Genomic DNA, 22,493 nt, shown 5'->3' on the forward strand with positions numbered 1-22,493 from the left:
CGTTCGGACGTGGGGTTGGTTTCGATGAGCATGGATCGGGGGTTCGGTTTCACACGGCGCGCGGCGGTTGTTGCGCTGATGGCGAGCGTTGCGCTCGCGGGCTGCGGCAGCAAGAGCGAGGCGCCTTCGGGTGAGGCGCTCAAGGCTGCCTCGGCTGCGGGGGCCATCGAAAAGCCCGTGCTCAAGCTGGGCTTCATCAAGCTGACCGACATGGCACCGCTGGCCATCGCCAAGGAAAAGGGCTTCTTCGCAGAGGAGGGCCTCAACGTCACGCTGGAGCCGCAGGCGAACTGGAAGGTGCTGCTTGACGGCGTGATCGGCGGCCAGCTTGACGGCGCCCACATGCTGGCGGGCCAGCCGATCGCGGCGACGCTCGGCATCGGCACCCAGGCGGACCTGATCGCCCCGCTCAGCCTCGATCTCAACGGCAATGCCATCACCGTGTCGAACAAGGTCTGGGCACAGATGGAGCCGACCCTGCCCAAGGGGCCGGACGGCAAGCCCACGCACCCGATCTCGGCCTCAGCACTCAAGCCGATCGTCGATAGCTACAAGCAGCAGGGCAAGCCCTTCAACATGGGCATGGTCTTCCCGGTTTCGACGCACAACTACGAGTTGCGCTACTGGCTGGCTGCTGGCGGGTTGAACCCGGGTTACTATCTGCCCGGCGACATCAAGGGAACGACCGATGCCGACGTGCAGCTCTCGGTCACGCCGCCCCCGCAGATGCCGGCCACGCTCGAAGCCGGGACCATCGAGGGCTATTGCGTGGGCGAGCCGTGGAACCAGGCTGCCGTGCAGAAGAAGATCGGCGTTCCGGTCGTGACCGACGACGGCATCTGGCATGACAATCCGGAAAAGGTCTTCAGCATACGCAAGGACTTCGCCGAAAAGTACCCGAACACCACCGCGGCCATGCTGCGCGCGATCATCAAGGCCCAGCAGTGGCTCGATGCCGACGGCGGCAAGAACCGCGCCGAGGCGGTCAAGATCCTGAGCCAGCCGAACTATGTGGGCGCCGATGCGCAAGTGATCGCCGCCTCGATGACCGGCAAGTTCACGTTCGAGCCGGGCGACACCCGCCCCGCGCCGGGCTTCAACATCTTCTTTGACAAATACGCGGGCTATCCGTTCTACTCGGACGCCATCTGGTACATGACCCAGATGCGCCGCTGGGGCCAGATCCCCGCCGATCATGACGATAGCTGGTACGTCGAAAAGGCCAAGGCGGTCTATCGCCCGGACCTCTACCTTGCCGCCGCCAACAAGCTGGTTTCGGACAAGGTGATCCCGGCCGCTTCGGTGCCTGAAACCGACGGGTTCAAGCCGGTCGACAACGGCTTCCTCGATCACGTGCCTTACGATGGGCACAAGCCCAACGCCTATATCCAGTCGCTCAAGATCGGCCTTAAGCAGGGCCAGAAAGTCACCGCTTCGGGCGTGACCGGCGGCTGATCGTCCAGTTCCTTCTCAAAGGAGAATTTCGATGGCAACCGCATTTGCAGACATAGAGCCGGTTAGCCCCGAAGCGGGTTCGGCGCAGGACCAGACGGAGAGCAAGGTGACGCAGACCAGTTCGCAGCCGGAACAGGGCGCAAAAGGTGGCGCACCGGCGGCCCCCGCCTGGAACATGCAGGCGGTTGTCTCGAAATACGGCAAGGCGTTCCTGGCGCCACTGCTTGGCATCGTGGCGTTTCTGGCTCTGTGGGCGGTTCTCGCTCCGCAGGTCGACACCTCGCTCGGCGCGCTTCCCGGTCCCGTGGAAGTCGCCGGGCAGGGCGTGGCGCTCTATGACGAATGGCAGGCCTCGAACGAGGCCAAGGCCGAATTCTATGCGGCGCAGGATGCTCGCATCGCTGCCGGGACGCAGGCCATGGCCTTCGATTACGCCGGGCCGCCGACGTTCCTCGATCAGGTCTTCACCTCGCTCAAGACGGTGGCGCTGGGCTTCGTTCTGGCCACGCTCTTCGCAGTGCCGATCGGGCTCGCCGCCGGTCTCTCGCCGATGTTCAACGCCGCGATCAATCCGCTGGTGCAGATCATGAAGCCGGTCAGCCCGCTTGCCTGGCTGCCGATCGTGACCATGGTGGTTTCGGCCACGATCACCAGCGCCGATCCGATGCTGGCCAAGAGCTTCGTGATCTCGGCCGTGGTGGTGATGCTCTGCTCGCTCTGGCCGACGCTGATCAACACCGCCGTCGGCACCGCCTCGATCGACAAGGACCTGCTGAACGTGGGCCGCGTGCTCAAGCTCGGCTGGTTCGCCAAGCTGACCAGGCTCGTGCTGCCCAGCGCGCTGCCGTACATCTTCACCGGTATGCGCCTCTCGCTGGGCGTGGGCTGGATGGTGCTGATCGCGGCGGAAATGCTCGCGCAGAATCCGGGCCTCGGCAAGTTCGTGTGGGACGAGTTCCAGAACGGCTCCAGCCAGTCGCTCGCCCGCATCATGTTCGCCGTCATCGTCATCGGCCTGATCGGCTTCCTGCTCGACCGGATCATGATGGCCGTCGAGAAGTTCGCCAGCCGCAACCGCACGGTCTGAGGAGGATCACGCCATGACCACGATCCTTTCGCTCAAGGGTGTCTCCAAGTCTTATACCGGCCAGACCGGCGGCGTGACGCAAGTGCTCGACGGCATCGATCTCGATGTGGAGGAGGGCGAGTTCATCGCCATCCTCGGCTTCTCCGGGGCGGGCAAGACCACGCTGATTTCCGCGATTGCCGGGCTGATCCAGCCCGATGCCGGGGAAATCCTGCTCCACGGCCAGCAGATCAAGGGGCCGGACAAGGACCGGGGGCTGGTGTTCCAGTCCTACTCGCTGTTCCCCTGGCTGACCGTGGAAAAGAACGTCGCGCTCGCGGTTGATGCCGTCCACAAGGACCGCAGTAAGGAAGAGCGCGCGGCGCTGGTAAAGCAGAAGGTCGAACTGGTCGGCCTCGGCCATGCGATGGACCGCAAGCCGGGGCAGCTTTCGGGCGGGATGCGCCAGCGTGTCGCGGTGGCCCGTGCCCTCGCGATGGAGCCCGAAATCCTGCTGCTCGACGAGCCGCTCTCGGCGCTCGACGCGCTCACCCGCTCCAAATTGCAGGACGAGATCGAGCGTATCCGCAAGGAAGAGAAGCGCACGATCATCCTTGTCACCAACGACGTGGACGAAGCCCTGCTGCTGGCCGACCGCGTGGCCGTGCTGACGCCTGCCCCGGCGGCGCGGATCGGGCAGATCTACACCGTCGACGTGCCGCGCCCGCGCGACCGGGAGGCGGTGAACGACGACGCGCATTACCAGCACTTGCGCAAGCAGATCGTCGGCTATCTCGGCGCGCTCAACGAGCAGGGTTCGAGCGTCGGCGAAAGCAGCGTGGACCTGCCCGAAGTCGCACCGCTGGATCTGTTTGCCGTGCAGAAGGAAGTGGAACTGCCGGCCGCTTACGTGGAGGCGGGCAAGTCGGCGGTGGAACGGCGCTATCTGGAATTCTTCAAGCTCCACAAAGTCTATCCCACGCCCAAGGGCCCGCTCACTGTGGTGGAGGACTTCAACCTGCTGATGGACAAGGGCGAGTTCATCTCACTGATCGGCCACTCGGGCTGCGGCAAGTCCACCGTGCTGACGATGGCGGCGGGGCTCAACGCGATCAGCGCGGGCGGCATCGTGCTCGATAACCGCGAGATCGACGTGGCCGGGCCGGACAAGGCCGTGGTGTTCCAGGCGCCCAGCCTGATGCCCTGGCTCACCGCGCGCCAGAACGTCGCGCTAGGGGTGGAGCGGGTCTATCCGCACGCCAGCAAGGCGGAGCGGCGCGATATCGTCGATTACTATCTCGACCGCGTCGGGCTGGGCGATGCCAAGGAGAAGATGGCGGCGGAGATGTCGAACGGGATGCGCCAGCGGGTGGGTATTGCCCGTGCCTTCGCGCTCAGCCCGCGCCTGCTGCTGCTCGACGAGCCTTTCGGGATGCTCGACAGCCTGACGCGCTGGGACTTGCAGGACGTGCTGGTGGAAACCTGGAACCGCACCAAAGTGACCGCGATCATGGTTACGCACGATGTGGACGAGGCGATCCTGCTGGCCGACCGGGTGGTGATGATGACCAATGGTCCGCGCGCTACTATCGGCAAAGTGCTGAAAGTCGATCTGCCGCGCCCGCGTGACCGCAAGGCGCTGCTCGATGATCCGCAGTTCTATCACTACCGTCAGGAAGTGCTGCACTTCCTGGCCGAATACGATCACGGGCCTGCGGTGAAGGCGGCCTGAGAAAAAACGGGGGGACGGATAGGCCTCATTCCCCCTCCCCTTCAGGGGAGGGGCCGGGGGTGGGGGCTATCGTCCGGGCACCGCGCTTGCGGAGAGCCCCCACCCCAACCCCTCCCCTGAAGGGGAGGGGCGGAAGAATAGGCAAGCGTCTGCTCATGAGGGGCGGCGGACGGGCAAGGGCGCCCGCCGTGCAAGGCGCGATACAAAGGGCCGGGAAGCGCCCGGGAGAGGACATAACCGGCGGGCAATGGCGTCTGCCTTCGATCCAGTTTTGGAAGGGGTGTCCGGGGTGGGCATCCTTCGGAGGGCTACGCTTATGAAGACTGCACTTTCTCTCGCCGCACTTGCCGTCACTACCGCTTCGCTGGCGATCGCGGCGCCCGCGGCCGCCAAGCCGGGCGATCCCATCAAGGTGAACGACGATCTCACCATCGATCCGATCATCGAAGGCAATCTGCGCTGGGAACATGTCGATCAGGACGATCTGGGCCGCGATGCCGATGCCGTGACCATGCGCCTCCGCGCGGGCGCCGAGGCGACGACTCATGGCTTGTCGCTGCTGGCCGAAGCCGAAGGCACGCTGGCGATCGGCGATCACTACAACGACACGATCCCCGGCAATAACGGCTATCTCGGCGCGGAGCCCTATTCGGTCGTTGCCGATCCGCAGAACGTGGAACTGAACCGCCTGCAGATGGCCTATCAGGGGAAGTCCGCCAAAGTCACCATCGGCCGCCAGCGCGTGATTCTCGATAATGCGCGCTTCGTCGGCAATGTCGGCTGGCGTCAGAACGAGCAGACGTTCGATGCCATTCGCGGCCAGGCCAAAGTGGGGCCGGTGGCGCTCGATGTGACCTACTCAATTTCGCAGCGCACGATCTTCGGCGTCGACAGCCCGAACCAGCATTTCGATGGCAACATGATCCTCGCCAACGGCAGCTTCGACGTGAAGCCGCTGAAGATCACCGGCTTCGCCTATATGATCGACTACGACACCCGCGTGGCCTTCTCAAGCCAGACCTTCGGGTTCCTCGCGAGCGGCGCGGTGCCGCTGGGCGGCGGCGCCAAGGTGAATTTCAAGGCCAGCTACGCCAACCAGCAGGACTACAAGCTCAACCCGGTCCATTATTCGGCGGACTACATCAACGCCGAACTGGGCGCCTCGCTTGCGGGCTTCGGCATAAAGGCCGGGTACGAGGAACTGGGCAGCGACGGCGGCGTGGCGGCGTTCCAGACGCCGCTGGCGACGCTCCATGCCTTCAACGGCTGGGCGGACCTGTTCCTGACCACGCCCGCGAACGGGTTGCGCGATTACTACGCCGGGGCTTCCGCCAAGATCGGCAATGCCGGGCCGCTCAAGGGCATGAAAGCGGCGGTCGTCTACCACAAGTTCAAGAGCGACTACGCCAGCATCGATTATGGCCAGGAATGGGACGCCAGCCTGGGTTTTGCCGTTGCCGGATATCCGGTGCTGCTCAAGTACGCGAACTATGATGCCAAGGCTTTCGGTACGGATACCGGGAAGCTCTGGCTGCAGGTTTCCTTCAAGTACTGAGCGGAAAAGCCGCCGGTCGCCTGATTGCGCGTTGAGATCCTCTCCCGGTGGGGAAGGGTCTCAACGAGGCAGTTTTTTGTTTTGAAGCGGACTTTCCGGACACGCCGACGTTGCGGTCATTCCCTTTCGTCGGCAATTTGGTGCGATGAAAGATCAATTTGCCAATCCATTTCATAGCAGAGCCGCAGACCTTCGGCGATTGAAACCCGCATTGATTGCAGATGTTCAGCTTTATGAGACCGCTGATGGCGGTAAGAAAATGGCGGCTTTGCCCGGGTGGGGTTGCCCGTGCGTAACCACGAAAGATGAGCCGATTTCGGGGTATGATGGATGGCCCATCTTGGATGAGCCGTTAGAACCAGGAGAGATGCGGGCCAGTGTGCCCTTCGTCTTCCTCACTCCAGAGGGAGCAGACTTGATGCGGAAGGCTGGTCGATTTTATCTTTGGGAAGGCAGATTTGTTGGGGAAGCAATCCTTGCAGCTGAATGACCGTCCCCCCCGGCATCGCTGCCGTCCAACGCTCGTTAGTCAATTCCTGATAGCGGACGAGCATTCAGCTTGGTTTTCCATTCAGGGCAGAGCTACGGCGGGCATAATGGTGCTCAGACCTTGACATATATAACCATATGGGTTATATGGCCCAGCACAGACGGGTGCGTGGAGCCATAGGCCTTGGCTCTCATGTCACACGCACAGAGCGGCCGGCGCCTCGCTCGCCAGGGCCGTGTTGGTGAGATTTCGCGCGTTTCCCTCACCGCCGTTCGCAATCGATGAAGCGCCAGCCAAGCTTGTCGTGCCAAGCCTTTACACGCCGGCCGCACCGCCTGCCTTCGTGTTTTCTTTCCCGGCGTTATTCCGCATTCGCCAGCGGGGGCTTTCGTGCGACCCAATCCTCCCCGTGCCGGGGAGGATGGGAAATCTGCTGCGCTGCAAAAAAGCACCTTGCCCCCGGCAGGGCGAATCGGTTAGAACGATAGCCAGCGAGAAAGCGCCGTCCGCCGTTGGACGATTTCAGCGCCTCGCATTCAGATTGACAGACGCGTGGCAACGAAGCCGCCCGTACCTCTTCCCAAGGGAACAGGCACGAGGCGGTTTTTTGTTGTGCGCGCCCGGAACGGAGACGTGACGTGAATGCACCGATGAACTTCGAGGAGGGCACGCCCGCCGGACACGTCCGGGAGCGGCTCGTGGTGATCGGCAACGGCATGGCCGGGTGCCGTGCGGTGGAAGAGATCCTGGCGCGCGATCCGGGCCGGTTCGATGTCACCATCTTCGGCGCCGAGCCGCGCGTGAACTACAACCGCATCATGCTTTCGCCGGTTCTCGCCGGTGAGAAGACCTTCGACGAGATCGTCATCAACACCCGCGAATGGTACGATGACAACGGCATCACGCTGGTTTCGGGCGACAAGGTCGATAGCATCGACCGCGAACACAAGCGCGTCGTCGCTGCGTCGGGCCGCATCGAACCTTACGACAAGCTGCTGATCGCCACGGGTTCCGATCCCTTCATCATTCCGGTGCCGGGCAAGGACCTCGACGGCGTCGTGACCTTCCGCGATCTCGATGACGTGGATAAGATGCTCGCTGCGGCTGGGAAGGGCGGGAACGCCGTGGTCATCGGCGGCGGCCTGCTGGGCCTTGAAGCCGCGCATGGCCTCAATCTGCGCGGCATGAATGTCAGTGTCATTCACCTGATGCCCACGCTGATGGAGCGCCAGCTCGACGAAGCTGCCGGATGGCTGCTCAAGACCGAGCTGGAACGGCGCGGCCAGACCATTCTCACCGGTGCCAATACCAAGGAAATCGTTGGCAAGGATGGCAAGGATGGCAAGGTCGCCGGTGTTCGCCTTGAGGACGGCTCCGAAATCCCGGCTGATATCGTCGTCATGGCCGTCGGCATCCGCCCCGCCACGGGGCTGGCCCGCGAGGCCGGGCTGGAAGTCGAGCGCGGCATCATGGTCGATGATCACATGGTCACGTCTGACCCGTCGGTCCTCGCCGTCGGCGAGTGCGTCCAGCATCGCGGCCTGTGCTACGGCCTTGTCGCGCCGCTGTGGGACATGTGCCGCGCGCTGGCCGATCATGTGACGGAGAACCCGACTGGTTATGAGGGCTCGGTCACCTCCACCAAGCTCAAGGTCTCCGGCATTGATCTGTTCTCCGCCGGGGACTTCTCGGGCGGGGAGGGCTGCGAGGATATCGTCATGCGCGATGCTTCGCGCGGCGTGTACAAGCGGGTGATCGTCAAGGAGAACAAGGTGCTGGGCGCGGTGCTCTACGGCGATACCGCGGACGGCTCCTGGTATTTCGACCTGATGAAGAAGGGCGAGGACGTTTCCGATATCCGTGAAGCGCTGATCTTCGGACAGGCTTTCGCGTCCGGAGGTGCGCTCGCGGACCCTAATGCGGCCGTTGCGGCGCTTTCCGATGATGCGGAAATCTGCGGCTGCAACGGCGTTTCCAAGGGCAAGATCGTCGCCTGCATCGAAGGCGGGGCGCATTCGCTCGATGCCGTGCGTTCCGGCTGCAAGGCCTCGGCCTCGTGCGGCTCCTGCACCAATCTCGTCGAGAGCCTGCTGTCGCTGACGCTGGGCGGAGAGGTCGAGAGCGGGCCGAAGACCCTGTGCAAGTGCACCAGCTTCACCCACGAAGACGTGCGCCGCCTGATCGTGGAGAAGGGGCTGCGGGAAATGCCGCAGGTCATGCAGGAACTGCACTGGACCACGCCCGACGGCTGCGCCTCGTGCCGCCCGGCGCTCAACTATTACCTGCTCTGCGCCTGGCCGGGCGAATATGTGGATGATCAGAAGAGCCGCTTCGTCAACGAGCGCCTCCACGCCAATATCCAGAAGGACGGCACATATTCGGTGGTCCCGCGCATGTGGGGCGGCCTGACCAATCCCAGGGAACTGCGCGCCATCGCCGACGTGGTGGAGAAGTACGATGCGCCGATGGTGAAAGTCACCGGGGGCCAGCGGCTCGATATCTTCGGGATCAGGAAGGAAGACCTGCCCGCCGTCTGGGCGGACCTGAACGCCGCCGGGATGGTCTCGGGCCATGCCTATGGCAAGTCGCTGCGCACGGTGAAGACCTGCGTCGGCAGCGAATGGTGCCGCTTCGGCACGCAGGATTCGACCGGGCTCGGCGTCAAGATCGAGCGGATGACCTGGGGCTCGTGGATGCCGCACAAGTTCAAGATCGCGGTCAGCGGCTGCCCGCGCAACTGCGCGGAAGCCACGATCAAGGACTTTGGCGTGGTCTGTGTGGACTCGGGCTATGAACTTCACATCGCCGGCAACGGCGGCATCAAGGTGCGCGCCACTGATCTGCTGTGCAAGGTGGAGACCGAGGAAGAGGCGCTGGAGATGTGCGCCGCCTTCATCCAGTTCTACCGCGAGGATGCGTGGTACCTTGAGCGCACCGCGCCCTGGGTGGAACGCGTCGGCCTCCAGTACGTGAAGGACAAGCTCGCCGAGGAAGGCGCCGTCGAGCACTACGCCGCGCGCTTCCGCTATTCGCAGCAGTTCATGCAGGACGATCCCTGGGCGAAACGCGCGGCGGGAGAGGACTCCAAGCTGCACCAGCACCTTGCCGAAGTCCGCCCCTTTCCCGCCTCGCAGATGGAGAACGCATGATGATCGGCAACTGGCTCGATATCGGCCCGGTCACGCAGATCGAACCGGGCACCGCCCGCACCCTGCCGGTCGTGGGCGGGGAGGAAATCGCGGTGTTCCACACGATGCGCAATGAATTCTTCGCGCTTCGGAACAAGTGCCCGCACAAGCAGGGGCCGCTCAGCCAGGGTATCGTCCATGGCGATGTGGTGACTTGCCCGCTGCACAACTGGAACATCTCGCTGCGCAGCGGAAAGGCGCTGGGTGATGACGAAGGCTGTGTGCCCACTATTCCGCTGAAGGTCGATGCCGGGCGTATCTACCTGCTGCGTTCCGCCGTCATCGGCGCGCAGGATCAGGCGGCCTGACCGTCATGGGGGCGATCCGCACCACTTGCGCTTATTGCGGTGTCGGCTGCGGCATTGCCGCCGAGGTTTCCGCCGGGGTTTCCGGTAATGGCGATCGGGCGGTTTCCATCACCGGGGATCGGGCGCATCCGGCCAATCACGGGCGGCTGTGCTCCAAAGGCACGCATCTGGGCGAGACGGTCGGTCTCGAAGGCCGCCTGCTGTCACCGATGATCGGCGATTGTCAGGCCTCGTGGAACGAAGCGCTTGATCTCGTCGCGGGCCGGATGCGGGATTGCATCGCCGAGCACGGGCCGGACAGCGTGGCGCTCTATCTTTCGGGCCAGCTCCTCACCGAAGACTACTATGCCGTCAACAAGCTGGCGAAGGGCTTCGTTGGCACCGGCAATGTCGATACCAATTCGCGCCTGTGCATGGCGAGCGCGGTGGCGGCCTATAACCGCGCGTTCGGCGAGGACGTGGTGCCCTGCTCCTACGAGGATCTGGACGCCGCCGATCTGGTGCTGCTGGTCGGTTCCAATACCGCGTGGTGCCATCCGGTCGTCTGGCAGCGGCTGGAAAAGACGCGCGAGCGGCGCGGAACGAAGATCGTCGTCATCGATCCGCGCCGCACCGAAACTGCCGAGCAGGCGGACCTGCACGTACCGGTCGCGCCCGATGGCGATATTGCCCTGTTCAACGCGCTGCTCGCAGAGATGAAGCGGCGCGGATTGGTGGACGGGGAATACCTCGCCGCCCATGTGGAGGAGGACGAGGGATTTTGGCAGAACCTCCGTTCGTGTCGAGCGAAGTCGAGACACGTTGGCGCTGAACCCGGTGTCTCGACTTCGCTCGACACGAACGGAGGGGTGAGTGAGGAAACCTTCACCCAGCTCTGCGATCTTGTCGCGGCCCATCCCCGCACGATCACCCTGTTCAGCCAGGGCGCGAACCAGTCGGTCTGCGGCACGGACAAGGGCAATGCGATCACCAACTTCCACCTCGCGACAGGCCGGATCAACCGGATCGGCGCGGGGCCGTTCAGCATTACCGGCCAGCCCAATGCCATGGGCGGGCGCGAGGTGGGAGGTCTGGCCAACATGCTCGCGTGCCATCTCGGCTTTTCCGAGGGGGAACGCGCGGAAGTGGCCGCGTTCTGGGACGCGCCGAATATCTGCGCAGGGGCCGGGCTCAAGGCTGTCGACATGTTCCGCGCGGTTCATGACGGGCGGATCAAGTTCCTCTGGATCATGGCCACCAATCCCGCCGTCTCGCTGCCGGACAGCCAGTTCGTGCGCGAGGCGCTCTCGCGCTGCCCCACCGTGGTGGTCTCGGACATCATCGCCGATACCGACACCGGCCGCTTCGCCCATGTTCGCCTGCCCGCGCAAGGGTGGGGCGAGAAGGACGGCACCGTCACCAATTCCGAACGCCGCATCAGCCGCCAGCGCGCATTGTTCCCCCCGCCGGACGAGGCGCGCGCGGACTGGAAGATCGTGGCTGATGTCGCCGCACGCATGGGCTGGGGCGGTAGTTTCGCCTGGAATAGCGCCGCCGATGTCTTCCGCGAATATGCGCGGATGACGGCGCTGGCCAAAGTGCGCGGCAAAGTGCTCGATCTCACCGCTTATGCCACGATTGACGATGCGGAATACGCGGCGCTGGAGCCGTTCCAGTGGGGTGGTGAGCGTCCGCTCTCGCAAGGCTATCCCACCGCATCGGGCAAGGCGCGGCTTGTTTCGGTCCTGCCGCCCGCGCCCGCCACCAGTGCCGAATTCCCGCTGCGGCTCAACACCGGGCGCTATCGCGATCAGTGGCATACGATGACCCGCACCGGGCTTTCCCCCACGCTCTCGCAGCACCGGCCCGAGCCGCTGCTCGAAGTGCATCCCGCCGATGCCGAAGCGCTGGGGCTGGCCGATGGCGGGCTGGGCCGGGTGGAGACCGAAAGCGGCGCGGCGGTCTATCGTGTTCTGGTGTCGCCCGGGCAGCGGCGCGGGGAAATCTGCGTGCCGATGCACTGGGGCGATGCCATGGCCGGGGCGGGGCGTTCCAACCGTTTACCCTCACAGGCGGTGGACCCCGTCTCCGGCCAGCCCGGCTACAAGAACAGCGCCGCACGTGTGGTGCCGGTGAGGCCCGAATGGCGCGCGTTTCTGGTGCGTCAGGACGTGATCGCGCCCGAAGGCCTGCTCTACTGGACCCGCTCGCGCGTGAAAGCAGGCTGGCTCTATGAACTGGCGGGCGAGGGAACCATCGATCTCGCCGCGCTGCTGCCCGAAGGCGAATATCTGGAAGTGGCCGATGCCGTGCGCGGGATGCGCCGTATTGCAGTGCGCGGTGGGGAGGGCGGGCTGATAGCGGCGGCCTATCTCACCCGTTCGGGCAGCCTGCCTGCGCGAAGCTGGGTGGCAGGGCAGCTCGGGCTTGACGATGCGAGCGCATCGGAACTGCTCGCGGGCCGTCCCAGCACGCCGCAGGCCGATCGCGGGCCGATCGTCTGCGTCTGCCATGGCGTGGGCGAAAAGGACATTGCGCTCGCCGTCCACGATGGCGCTGCCACGGTGGCCGAAGTGGGCGCCTGCACCCGGGCCGGCACCAATTGCGGATCGTGCCGCCCGGCCATCGCCAAATTGATCGAAGCCTTCTCCTCTCTCGAACAGGAAGCTGCCCAATGACCGATTTTCCCGTCGGCTCGGTCTGGCTTGTCGGTGCAGGGCCCGGCGATGCCGAACTGCTCACCCGCAAGGCCGAACGCCTGATCGGCGAGGCCACCGTGGTTTTCTACGACGCGCTGGTCGGCCCGGATATTCTGGAGATGGCCGCCCGTTCGGCGCGGCTGGTCCATGTCGGCAAGCGCTCGGGCCGCCATTCGAAGGATCAGAAGACCATCGACAAGCTGATCGTCGAAGCCGCCCTGCAAGGTGAAAAGGTCGTGCGCCTCAAGGGCGGCGATCCCGCGATCTTCGGCCGCGCCACCGAGGAATTGGACGCTTGCCGCGCGGCGGGCGTGCCGGTGCGTGTCTGCCCCGGCGTCACCGCTGCCAGCGCGGCTGCCGCCAGCCTTGGCGCCTCGCTCACCTTGCGCGGCCTTGCCCGTAAGCTGACTTTCGTGACGGCCCATGCCCGCGCAGGGGAGGTGCTGAATCTCGACTGGGACCGCCTTGCCGATCCCGAAGCCACGCTGGCGGTCTATATGGGCAAGGCGGCCGCGCCCGAAGTTTCAGCCAGGCTGATCGAGGCCGGGCTTCCCGCCGATACGCCGGTGGCGCTGATCGAAAGCGCCAGCCTGCCTCAGGAGCGTCACTTCCACACCCGGCTCGACCTGCTGCCGCTGGCCGCGCGCACGGCTCTGGGCGATGGCCCGGCGCTGCTGCTGATCGGTGCCGCCATGGCGCGACCGGAAGGTGTGGAACTGGCGCTGGAGCAGGTGGCGCAAGGGGATGCCGGTTAAATTACCCCACCAAATCCAACCGTCCCCGCTCACCCTGAGCTTGTCGAAGGGGGGACAAGGCGCTGCGTCAGCGTCCTTCGACAAGCTCAGGACGAACGGAACGGGGAGATGTCCGGCTGACAACTGCCCGCAAGCAAGCCGCACCACAACCTGAGCAACCTACGTTCGTGTCGAGCGAAGTCGAGACACGCAAACGCAGCGCTCTCGTGTCTCGACTTCGCTCGACACGAACGGGAACAGGTGCGGCAAAAGGCTCGATGTTCCAAAGCGTGTGCGCCCAAGATCGCAACCCTTCGTCATTGCGAGCGCAGCGAAGCAATCCAGGGTGGAACCACCGCGCTCTGGATTGCCGCGGCCCTGCGGGCCTCGCAATGACGATTCAGTCCTTTTGATCCGGCGGAAAGCTGACCGGCGCATCACCCTGAGACCACGGCGGAACGCGCATCATGACAGTGGCGAACAGCTCTGACGCAAGGTGCCCGGCCAGCCAGTCCCTGAGGTGCGGCAAGGGCAGGGTATCGAACCAAACCCGGTCCACCGCCGCGAATTGCCGCACGAAGGGCATCACCGCCATGTCCGTCAGCCCGCGTGTGGTACCGCAAAGCTGGCCGCTCGCCGCCAGCCGCGCATCGAGATCGCGCAGGAAGGCCAGCGCGCTATCCCGGTGGGCAAGCGCATTGGAGCCATGGCGTTCGGGATATTTGTAGCGGTCCAGATCGTGCTTGAACGGGCCATCATTCGCCGCGATCAGCGCCGCGTCATCGCGCAGGAGCCAGCCTTCCGGATCATGGCGCGACAAGGCATGGCGCATCACATCGAGGCTTTCCGCGATCACTTCACCATCGGGCAGCACCAGCACCGGCACCGTGCCTTTGGGCGAGGCCGCCAGCATCGCTTCTGGCTTGGCCGAAAGCTTTACCTCGCGCAGTTCGCAGCGTGTGCCGCTGACGGCCAGCGCCAGTCTTGCCCGCATGGCATAGGGGCAGCGGCGGAAGCTGTAGAGGACGGGATCAGCCGGTGCGCTCATCCGCGTGCCCGCTCTGGACGGCCCCGATATGCTCTTCGCCCCGCGCCGCGGCAAGGGCGGCCTGCTTGTGCCGTTCGCGGTAGGAGGCGCGCTGTTCCTCGGTGCGTTCGCCATGGCAGGCAGGGCAGCTCACGCCTTCCTCGTAGAGCGGAGAGGCACGGTCCTCCGCGCTCACCGGGCGGCGGCAGGCGCGGCACAGGCCATAGCTGCCCTCGACAAGGCCGTGGCCGATCGTCACCCGCTCGTCGAACACGAAGCATTCGCCGCGCCACAGGCTCTCTTCCTCGGGCACGGTTTCGAGGTATTTCAGGATGCCGCCCTTGAGGTGATAGACCTCCTCGATGCCCTCTTGCTTGAGGAAAGCGGTCGATTTCTCGCAGCGGATGCCGCCGGTGCAGAACATCGCGACTTTGGGCGGGGTTCCCGCGCCCAGCAGGCGTTCGCGCTCTGCGCGGAACCATTCGGGAAAGTCGCGGAAGCTGGCGGTTTTCGGATCGATGGCGCGTTCGAAGGTGCCGACGGCGACTTCGTAATCGTTGCGCGTATCGATCACGATCGTGCCGGGATCGGCAATCAGCGCGTTCCAGTCCTGCGGCTCGACATAGGTGCCCACGCTCGCGAGCGGGTCGATGCCGGGCTGGCCCATCGTCACGATCTCGCGCTTCAGCCGCACTTTCATGCGGTGGAACGGCATCACGGACGCGCCCGAGAGCTTGACGTCCACATCCGCGCAGCCGGGCAGGGCGCGGATATGCTCCAGCACTCTGGCGATGCCTTCGTGCGATCCGGCGATGGTGCCGTTGATCCCCTCGGCGGCGAGCAGCAGCGTGCCGCGAATGCCTTCGCGGGTGCACAGCTCCAGCAGCGGCTCGCGCAGGCTGGCGAAGTGCTCGAACGGCGCGAAACGGTAAAGCGCCGCGACGCAAACGGGCGTGCCGGATTCGAGGGAGGAAGATTCGGAACAGGGTGTCTGCATCGCGCGCCCATAGCGCGAAGCCGGGCCCGCGTCAGTACCCGGAACTGTACGGGGGAACGGAAGCTCGCATTCGAACCTGCAGGCCGCGGCTGAGGCCCGGGCGTTCGCCCGCCCCCGCGGGGGTATCGAATGAAATGAGATTGCCGCGAGCGAAAAAGTGGCGGAGACGGAGGGATTCGAACCCTCGGTACCCTGATAGAGTACGGTTCCTTAGCAGGGAACTGGTTTCAGCCACTCACCCACGTCTCCGGCTGCGGCTAGGGCGGACCCTATAGCGACGGCTTTTCAGGGCAGCAAGGGGGCGATGTGACGATTATGCGGATTTCCTGAAAAGAGGCGCAATGGCGCGGTTCGCGAGTCGGCCCATCGTAAAACCGACTCGCTCCATCGACCGTTCATTGCGGGGTAAGGTGCGGTAGATTCTCTTAGGGTGCCGCCATTCGTCCCGCACCGGGTGCAGGGCAGGCGGCACGAGTCACGATTTCCGGCCAGAGATGCAAAGGCCATACATGCAAGGGGAGCCTATTTAATGCCAGTCGACACATACGAACCGGAGACGGTGCGCACCCGTGCCCGCCGGTCGCTGGTTGCCCTGGCGGCGGCTTTCCTCGCAGTGTCCGCGCCGGTCGTTCCGGCCTGGGCGCAAGTCACGACGATCGATCCCGATGCGGCGATCGATGCCGATCTCAATCCCGGCACGGCTGCCACGCCGGCTTCGCCGCCACCTTCGGCTCCGGCGCCTGAGCAGACGGGCGAGCTGCCCTCCACGCAGCCGTCCGCCCCGGCTTCCGGCAATGGCACCCCGGTCGAGACCGAAGGCGGCGTTGCGGGTTGGAATGCCGATCAGCTGACCACGCCTGCACCGTCCGGCACGCCCCCGCAGGACACTTCCGACACATACCGGGAGGATGATCTGATCGGCGCGGCCGAAGGCGTGTTCGGCAAGGGCGCGAAGGGGCTTGCGGATGTGATCAAGGACCTGCTGGCCAAGCAGGGCGAGCCCAACGCCTATATCGTTGGCCGTGAGGCTGGCGGCGCTTTCGCGGTGGGGCTGCGCTATGGTTCGGGCACGCTGCACCACAAGGTGGAAGGCGAGATGCCGGTGTACTGGACCGGCCCGTCGATCGGGTTCGACGCGGGCGCCAATGCAGGCAATGCCTTCGTGCTGGTCTACAATCTTTATGACACCGAAGACCTGTTCCACCGCTTTGGCGCGGGCGAGGGGCAGGCCTATCTGGTGGGCGGCTTTACCGTCAGCTACCTGCGCCGCGGTGACGTGGTGCTGATCCCGGTGCGTGCGGGCGCAGGCCTGCGGCTGGGGGCGAACATCGGTTACATGAAGTTCTCGCACAAGCAGAAGTGGCTGCCGTTCTGAGGATGGCAGCGGGCTGCCGCTCCGCGCGAAAATATCTTGCGCACTACCCTGTTGCACCCCGTGGCGAGCGGGAGTAAGCCCCCGCCGCCATGCTTACTGACCTTCAGCAACAACCCGCCGATGCGCTTCTCGCGCTGATCAAGCTCCACAACGACGACCCGCGCGCCGACAAGATCGATCTGGGCGTGGGCGTCTACCGTACCGGGCGGGACAACACGCCCGTGTTCGGCGCGATCAAGGCGGCGGAACAGATACTCGTCGATACGCAGGATTCGAAAGCCTACCTCGGCCCCGAAGGCGATATGGGCTTCGTGAAGGCGCTGATGCCTTACGTTTTCGGCAAGGACAGCCCGGATATGGGCGGCCGCATCGAAGGCATGCAGACGCCCGGCGGCACCGGCTCGCTGCGGCTGGCGCTCGCGATGGTGAAGCGCGCCGGGTACAAGCGGATTATCGTCGGCAAGCCGAGCTGGCCGAACCACAACCAGATCTGTGCCGATCTTGGCCTCGGTGTCGTCGAGTTCAGCCATGCCAAGGCGGACGGCACCACCGATATGGACGCGGTGCGCGGCGCCATCGCGGCGGCGGAGGAAGGCGATGCCATCCTGCTGCACGGCTGCTGCCACAACCCCACCGGCATCGACTATTCGCACGCTGAGTGGGACGAGATCGCGGGGCTTCTGGCGGAGAGCAAGATCCTGCCGGTCATCGATCTTGCCTATCAGGGCCTCGGCCAGGGCATGGAAGAGGACGCCTATGGCCTGCGCCGCGTGCTCGCCGCCGTTCCCGAAGCGCTGATCTGCTATTCGTGCGACAAGAACTTCGGCCTTTACCGGGACCGTGTGGGCGCGCTCTATGCGATGGTGTCCGATCCGGCGGACCTTGCCAAGGTCATGTCGAACGGCCATTCGCTGGCGCGTGCCAACTGGTCGCAGCCGCCCGATCACGGCGGCGCGGCGGTGCGCATCGTGCTCGAAGACGAAGCGCTGACCGCGCAGTGGCTCGACGAGTTGGACAAGATGCGTGACCGTATGCGTGAGGTCCGCGCGAAGCTCGCGGCGGCGGGGCAGACCGGCGGCGTCGATCTCTCTCCCCTCGGCGGGCAGAACGGCCTGTTTTCGATCATTCCCTTCACGCCGGAGCAGGTGCAGGCCATGCGTTCGAAGCACGGCATCTACTTCGCCGGTTCGGGCCGCATCAACGTGGCGGGCCTCACCATGGGCAATATCGAGCAGTTCCTTGCCGCCGTTGCGGATGTGACCGGCTGATGATGGATCGTCGGCCGGTTCTGGAAGGGGACCGGCTGATGCTCCGGCCCCTCATCCCCGCAGACTGGGACACGCTTTACGCGATCGCGCGCGATCCGCAGATCTGGGCGCAGCACCCCTCGCACGACCGCTGGCAGGAGCCGGTGTTCCGCCAGTTCTTCGCCGATGCCTTTGTGCGCGGCGGGGCACTGGCGATCGTCGACAAGGCGGGCGGGGAGGTCATCGGCTCCAGCCAGTTCGGGCCGGAGGAAGCCGAAAACCCCGGCGAGATCGAGATCGGCTGGTCGTTCCTTGCGCGCGCCTTCTGGGGCAAGGGCTACAACGCCGAATTCAAGCGGCTGATGCTGGCCCATGCGCTGGCGCACTATGACCGCGCGATCTTTCAGGTGGGCGAGGACAATGCGATCTCGCGCCGGGCGATGGAGAATATCGGCGGTGTCCTCACGGACCGCACACGCGTGTTCGAACGCGCCGGGAAGATAGTGCGGCATGTGATTTACGAGATCACCCGTGAAGGGTTCAAGAGCGGGCCGCTGGGCTGAAAAGGCGTATCCATGCAAATTGCTGTTCTGACGTTCGATGGCTTCAATGAACTCGATTCGTTCATTGCCTCGGCCATTCTCAATCGCATGAAGCCCAAGGGCTGGGCCGCGCATATCACTTCGCCCACAGACGAAGTGACCTCGATGAACGGCGTGACCATCCGCCGCCAGAAGCCGCTGGAATTCGCGGCGGAGGCCGATGCGGTACTGATCGGCAGCGGCATCCGGACGCGGGAAATCGCGGCAGACGAAACCATGCTGGCTCGGATCGGGCTGGACCCGTCGCGGCAGTTGATCGGAGCGCAGTGCTCGGGAACGCTGCTGCTCGCGAAGCTGGGGCTGGTGGGTGATCTGCCTGCCTGCACCGATCTGACCACGAAGCCCTGGGTGATCGAAGCGGGCGTGAACGTGATCGATGCGCCGTTCGCCGCGCATGGCAATGTGGCGACGGCGGGCGGCTGTCTGGCGTCGCAGTATCTGGCGGCGTGGATGATCACACGCGGGGCCTGCGTGGAGGATGCGCGGGAGGCGATTCATTATGTGGCGCCGGTGGGTGAGAAGGCGCGCTATATCGATCAGGCGCTGTCCGCGATTGCGGGAGAGGGCGTTTTGGAGCCGTTGGGGCAGGGCTGAGACCAACATCCTTCGACAGGCTCAGGATGAGCGGTGGTTCTTAAGGTGAAGGTTTGACAACCTTACCGAGTTTTAACCCCACCCCGCTCAGCCTGAGCTTGTCGAAGGCCATCCACTCACGCCAGACTCTCAGCTATGGCGTTCTTTACCTACATCCTGCGCTGCCGCGACGGCAGCTACTACGTCGGCCACACCGACGATCTTGAACATCGGATCGCCCAGCATCAGACTGGCGCGCTGGGTGGGTACACTGCAAGGCGCTTGCCGGTCACGTTCCTCTGGGCGGACAGTTTCCAGACCCGTGACGAGGCCTTTGCCGCCGAACGCAAGCTAAAGGGGTGGAGCCGCGCCAAGAAGGAAGCGATGATGGCGGGGGATTGGGGGCTGGTTTCGCAGCTGGCGCGTTGCCGCAGCGGTGGCCGGGCTGGAACCACGGGCGGCGCGCGGCCTTCGACAAGCTCAGGCTGAGCGGGGTTGGGGGATGGCTGACAGGCTGGAATGTATGTTGTTTTGCTCAAAAGCCGCTCGCCCTGAGCTTGTCGAAGGGCATTCGCACGGGGTTTGAAGTCTATGTGCCGCAGCTTGTCAGAAAGGAAATAGACTATCGCGCCTCACCCCCGCAGCGATTGCATCCGTTGCAGATACCGCGCCAGCACGTCGATCTCCAGGTTTACCCCGTCCCCCGCCTGCATCGCGCCGATGGTGGTGACTTCGGCGGTGTGGGGAATGATGTTGAGCGTGAAATGGCAAGTGCCGTCCGGCTGGTCGGACACTTCGTTCACTGTCAGCGAGATGCCATCGACCGTGATCGAGCCCTTGGGCGCGAGATAGGGGGCCAGTTCCTTTGGCGCGGCGATCACGAACACTTTCGAATCGCCCGCCGGTGTCACACTCACCACTTGGCCCACGCCATCGACATGGCCGGTGACGATGTGGCCGCCCAGTTCGTCGCCCAGCTTCAGTGCGGGTTCGAGGTTGAGCGCGGTGCCTTCGCGCCAGCGGCCGGGCACGGTGCGCGCCACCGACTCGCCCGAGATGTTCACGGCGAACCACGCATCGCCCGGCGCACCGCCCTTTTCAACGACGGTCAGGCATACGCCCGAACAGGCGATCGAGGCGCCAATGGCGATTCCGGCGGGATCGAAGGGGCAGGCGATAACGGCGCGCAAGTCTCCGTCCTGGCGGGCTTCGCGGATCGTGCCGGTGGCTGTGACTATTCCGGTGAACATGGGGTGGCCTCGTAAACCTCCAGCGCGTCGCTGCCAAGCTGCCGCCGTTCGCGCAGGCGCCATTGGCCGTGCGCTCCCGCGAGCGAGGCGAGGCCGAAGTCGCCCAGCGCCGGGCGGCCGCCGACAAGGATCGGCGCGCGGTAGATCAGCAGGCGGTCGACCAGACCGGCGGCGAGGAACGCGGTGGCCGCCCCGGCGCCGCCTTCGACGAAGAGGTACTGCACGCCCTCCATCGCCGCGATCGCTTGCGGGGAGGACAGGGCGCGCCAGCCTTCGCCCGCCTCGCCGCGTGTGAGCACCCAGCGCTCGGGGCTGCGTTCGGCAAGGCCCGGCAGGCGCACGTCGAGGCGCGGAGCGTCGGCGCGCACGGTGCCGCCACCGACGAGGATGGCGTCCGATCTGGCGCGCATCGCATGGGTATGGGCGCGGGCTTCGGCGCCGGTGATCCACTGGCTCTCGCCGCTCGCCATGGCGATGCAGCCGTCGAGCGAGAGGGCGAGTTTCAGGGTGACTTCGGGGCGGCCCCGGTGTCTGGAGATCAGGTATCCCGAAAGGCTGGCCTCGCAGGCGGGCGAGGGGTGGTATTCCGCGGCGATTCCCGCCGCGCGGATGCGGGCCATGCCGCTGCCGGAGGTGCGCGGGTCCGGGTCCATGCAGCCGATGACGACGCGCGCCACGCCCGAATCGCAGACCAGATCGGCGCAGGCCGGGCCGCGTGGGGACTGGTGCGCGCAGGGTTCCAGCGTCACGTAGAGCGTGGCGCCGCGTGCCGCCTCGCCTGCCGCGTCGAGCGCCACGGCTTCGGCATGGGGGCGCCCGCCGGGCTGGGTCCAGCCGCGCGCGATCACGCGGCCGTGCTTTACAAGGATCGCGCCGACGCCGGGATTGGGGCGGCTGAGCGGACGGGCGCGGGCGGCCAGGGCAGCCGCCGCCGCGAGCCAGCGCGCATCCCCGTTCACTGCTGCTGCTGTTCCTGCTGTTGCTTTGCGCGCGCTTCGGCCGCCGCGCGCCCGGCGGCGATTTCCGCCTTGGCCTTTTCGTCGGCTGCCTTTTCCTCGGCGGCACGCTCCTTGGCGGCGTCGCGTTCGATCTTGTCCACGTCCATGCCCGAGGCGCGGCCGATGGTGCGGTAGATATCGCGCACCATCTCGTCACGCTTGGCCTGTTCGGCCTGCCAGGCTTCCTTGCGCTTCTGGTTGGCGCGGTTCTCGGCCATGATTTCCTTGTCCGTGCGGTGCGCGGGCAGGGTGGAGATGTACGTCACCTTGGGCGGCGGATGCGGGGCTTCACCTTCCTGCTGGGCCATCAGGTAGAACACGGCGAAAGTGCAGGCGGCGGACAGGGCGGCAATACGCCAGCGATTGTGCCCAGCCTGCTGCCAGACCAGCCGGAAGTCCGCGATCATCCCGGTGGGATTGACGTCTTTCCAGTATCCCGTGCGCTTCATGAAGATCATGGAGGCTATCTAGGCGCTAATCGGGCTGAACGCTACCCGAATGGCGCGTAGAGCGAGCGGCCATGCGCTTTGAGCCAGCGGTCGGCCTCATGAACGGACCCTTCGAACAGCTCTTTCAGGCAGTGGTGAAAGGCCGGAGAATGATCGAAATGGACAAGATGCGCGACTTCATGCGCGACGACCGAGCGGCGCACCATGTCGGGCGCCATGATCAGCCGCCAGTTGATCCGGATCGATCCGTCCGGCGCGCACGAGCCCCAGCGCCGCCGCGCGTTCGAAAGGGCGATGCGCCGAGCGCCTTGCCCGGCGCGTTCGCAATATTCGGCAAGGTCGGCCGTGAGCAGTTCCAGCGCCTCGCCGCGCAACCAGCGCAGCAGGCGCGTTTCCAGAGAGGCTTCCGGGCCGCCGAGATGCAGCGCATCGTCTGCAACCACCGGACGGCGCGGGGCTTTCGGATCGTGGACCAGCCGCAAGGTCCGGCCCCGGAACGGCAGCTCGGCGCCATGGCCCAGCGTGACGGCTGGAGGCACCGCCGCGATCTGCCGCGCCAGCCAGTCATGACGGGACTGCGCGAAGGCGAGTGCCTCGGCGGTGCGGGCCCAGCGGGGCATGGAAATGCGCACTTCGCTGCCATCCGGCGCCAGCCGCATGGTCATGCGCCGGGCGCGCTCCAGCCGGCGGATCACCAAGGGCAGTGCGCGTCCTGCCACTTCCACTGTGGGTTCGGCATGGGGATCGCGGCGCAGCCAGTCGAGCATGG

The 22,493-nt window shown here is 65.3% G+C and carries 20 protein-coding genes and 1 tRNA gene; 14 read left to right on the top strand and 7 right to left on the bottom strand.

What is annotated here, in order from left to right:
• The first annotated feature begins 24 nt into the window (after window positions 1–24).
• From MTR66_RS17565 to cobA, 9 genes are all read left to right on the top strand, one after another.
• Window positions 25–1,455, top strand: coding sequence for a CmpA/NrtA family ABC transporter substrate-binding protein (locus MTR66_RS17565; RefSeq protein WP_243923430.1), 1,431 nt, complete (start codon window positions 25–27; stop codon window positions 1,453–1,455).
• 31 nt (window positions 1,456–1,486) lie between these two features.
• Window positions 1,487–2,542, top strand: coding sequence for an ABC transporter permease (locus tag MTR66_RS17570; protein ID WP_243923432.1), 1,056 nt, complete (start codon window positions 1,487–1,489; stop codon window positions 2,540–2,542).
• A gap of 13 nt (window positions 2,543–2,555) precedes the next feature.
• Window positions 2,556–4,253: an ABC transporter ATP-binding protein gene (locus tag MTR66_RS17575; protein WP_243923434.1), complete on the top strand. Its 1,698-nt coding sequence runs from the start codon at window positions 2,556–2,558 to the stop codon at window positions 4,251–4,253.
• 316 nt (window positions 4,254–4,569) lie between these two features.
• A complete protein-coding gene (locus MTR66_RS17580; RefSeq protein ID WP_243923436.1) occupies window positions 4,570–5,808 on the top strand; it encodes an alginate export family protein in 1,239 nt (412 codons plus the stop codon).
• A 145-nt stretch (window positions 5,809–5,953) separates the two neighbouring features.
• Window positions 5,954–6,298 carry a hypothetical protein gene (locus MTR66_RS17585; RefSeq protein WP_243923438.1) on the top strand — a complete coding sequence of 115 codons (345 nt, stop codon included), beginning with the start codon at window positions 5,954–5,956 and terminating at the stop codon, window positions 6,296–6,298.
• 650 nt (window positions 6,299–6,948) lie between these two features.
• On the top strand, window positions 6,949–9,447 hold the full coding sequence (gene nirB / locus MTR66_RS17590; protein WP_243923484.1) for a nitrite reductase large subunit NirB: 2,499 nt from the start codon (window positions 6,949–6,951) through the stop codon (window positions 9,445–9,447).
• The gene (gene nirD / locus MTR66_RS17595) at window positions 9,447–9,794 is read left to right on the top strand and encodes a nitrite reductase small subunit NirD (RefSeq protein WP_243923487.1); all 348 of its coding nucleotides are present in this window, start codon (window positions 9,447–9,449) and stop codon (window positions 9,792–9,794) included. Before nirB ends, nirD begins: the two co-directional genes overlap by 1 nt.
• A 5-nt stretch (window positions 9,795–9,799) precedes the next feature.
• Complete coding sequence (locus MTR66_RS17600) at window positions 9,800–12,451, top strand: nitrate reductase (protein WP_243923440.1); 2,652 nt, start codon at window positions 9,800–9,802, stop codon at window positions 12,449–12,451.
• Window positions 12,448–13,227 (top strand): uroporphyrinogen-III C-methyltransferase, encoded by a 780-nt coding sequence (gene cobA / locus MTR66_RS17605; protein WP_243923442.1) that lies wholly within the window; start codon window positions 12,448–12,450, stop codon window positions 13,225–13,227. The genes MTR66_RS17600 and cobA overlap by 4 nt, the downstream gene beginning before the upstream one ends.
• Window positions 13,228–13,606: 379 nt before the next feature.
• Here cobA and MTR66_RS17610 read toward each other — a convergent pair whose 3' ends face one another.
• The 3 genes from MTR66_RS17610 to MTR66_RS17620 form a co-directional block, all read right to left on the bottom strand.
• Window positions 13,607–14,254, bottom strand: coding sequence for a glutathione S-transferase (locus tag MTR66_RS17610; RefSeq protein WP_243923444.1), 648 nt, complete (start codon window positions 14,252–14,254; stop codon window positions 13,607–13,609).
• Window positions 14,238–15,230, bottom strand: coding sequence for an oxygen-dependent tRNA uridine(34) hydroxylase TrhO (gene trhO / locus MTR66_RS17615; RefSeq protein WP_243923446.1), 993 nt, complete (start codon window positions 15,228–15,230; stop codon window positions 14,238–14,240). Before trhO ends, MTR66_RS17610 begins: the two co-directional genes overlap by 17 nt.
• A gap of 158 nt (window positions 15,231–15,388) precedes the next feature.
• Window positions 15,389–15,479, bottom strand: a tRNA-Ser gene (locus tag MTR66_RS17620).
• A 280-nt stretch (window positions 15,480–15,759) separates the two neighbouring features.
• Between MTR66_RS17620 and MTR66_RS17625 the strand changes: the two genes are divergently transcribed.
• From MTR66_RS17625 to MTR66_RS17645, 5 genes are all read left to right on the top strand, one after another.
• Window positions 15,760–16,605, top strand: a complete 846-nt coding sequence (locus tag MTR66_RS17625; RefSeq protein WP_243923448.1) for a DUF1134 domain-containing protein — start codon at window positions 15,760–15,762, stop codon at window positions 16,603–16,605.
• An 89-nt stretch (window positions 16,606–16,694) separates the two neighbouring features.
• A complete protein-coding gene (locus MTR66_RS17630; protein ID WP_243923450.1) occupies window positions 16,695–17,873 on the top strand; it encodes an amino acid aminotransferase in 1,179 nt (392 codons plus the stop codon).
• A 2-nt stretch (window positions 17,874–17,875) separates the two neighbouring features.
• Window positions 17,876–18,415 carry a GNAT family N-acetyltransferase gene (locus MTR66_RS17635; protein ID WP_243923489.1) on the top strand — a complete coding sequence of 180 codons (540 nt, stop codon included), beginning with the start codon at window positions 17,876–17,878 and terminating at the stop codon, window positions 18,413–18,415.
• A gap of 12 nt (window positions 18,416–18,427) precedes the next feature.
• Window positions 18,428–19,048, top strand: a complete 621-nt coding sequence (locus MTR66_RS17640) for a DJ-1/PfpI family protein (RefSeq protein WP_243923451.1) — start codon at window positions 18,428–18,430, stop codon at window positions 19,046–19,048.
• Window positions 19,049–19,183: 135 nt separating this feature from the next.
• Window positions 19,184–19,516: a GIY-YIG nuclease family protein gene (locus tag MTR66_RS17645; protein ID WP_243923452.1), complete on the top strand. Its 333-nt coding sequence runs from the start codon at window positions 19,184–19,186 to the stop codon at window positions 19,514–19,516.
• A gap of 143 nt (window positions 19,517–19,659) precedes the next feature.
• Here the strand turns inward: MTR66_RS17645 and MTR66_RS17650 are convergent, their stop codons facing one another.
• Genes MTR66_RS17650 through MTR66_RS17665 form a run of 4 tightly spaced genes read right to left on the bottom strand, consistent with a single transcriptional unit; the run spans window position 19,660 to window position 22,491 of the window.
• Window positions 19,660–20,277 (bottom strand): riboflavin synthase, encoded by a 618-nt coding sequence (locus tag MTR66_RS17650; RefSeq protein ID WP_243923453.1) that lies wholly within the window; start codon window positions 20,275–20,277, stop codon window positions 19,660–19,662.
• Window positions 20,262–21,236 (bottom strand): bifunctional diaminohydroxyphosphoribosylaminopyrimidine deaminase/5-amino-6-(5-phosphoribosylamino)uracil reductase RibD, encoded by a 975-nt coding sequence (ribD, locus tag MTR66_RS17655; protein ID WP_243923454.1) that lies wholly within the window; start codon window positions 21,234–21,236, stop codon window positions 20,262–20,264. The genes MTR66_RS17650 and ribD overlap by 16 nt, the downstream gene beginning before the upstream one ends.
• Window positions 21,233–21,733, bottom strand: a complete 501-nt coding sequence (locus MTR66_RS17660; protein WP_243923455.1) for a hypothetical protein — start codon at window positions 21,731–21,733, stop codon at window positions 21,233–21,235. Before MTR66_RS17660 ends, ribD begins: the two co-directional genes overlap by 4 nt.
• Before the next feature lie 32 nt (window positions 21,734–21,765).
• A complete protein-coding gene (locus MTR66_RS17665; protein WP_243923456.1) occupies window positions 21,766–22,491 on the bottom strand; it encodes a M48 family metallopeptidase in 726 nt (241 codons plus the stop codon).
• Between the last annotated feature and the right edge of the window lie 2 nt (window positions 22,492–22,493).

This window comes from Novosphingobium beihaiense, from assembly GCF_022832375.1.
In the GTDB taxonomy this organism is placed as follows: Bacteria; Pseudomonadota; Alphaproteobacteria; order Sphingomonadales; family Sphingomonadaceae; genus Novosphingobium; species Novosphingobium beihaiensis.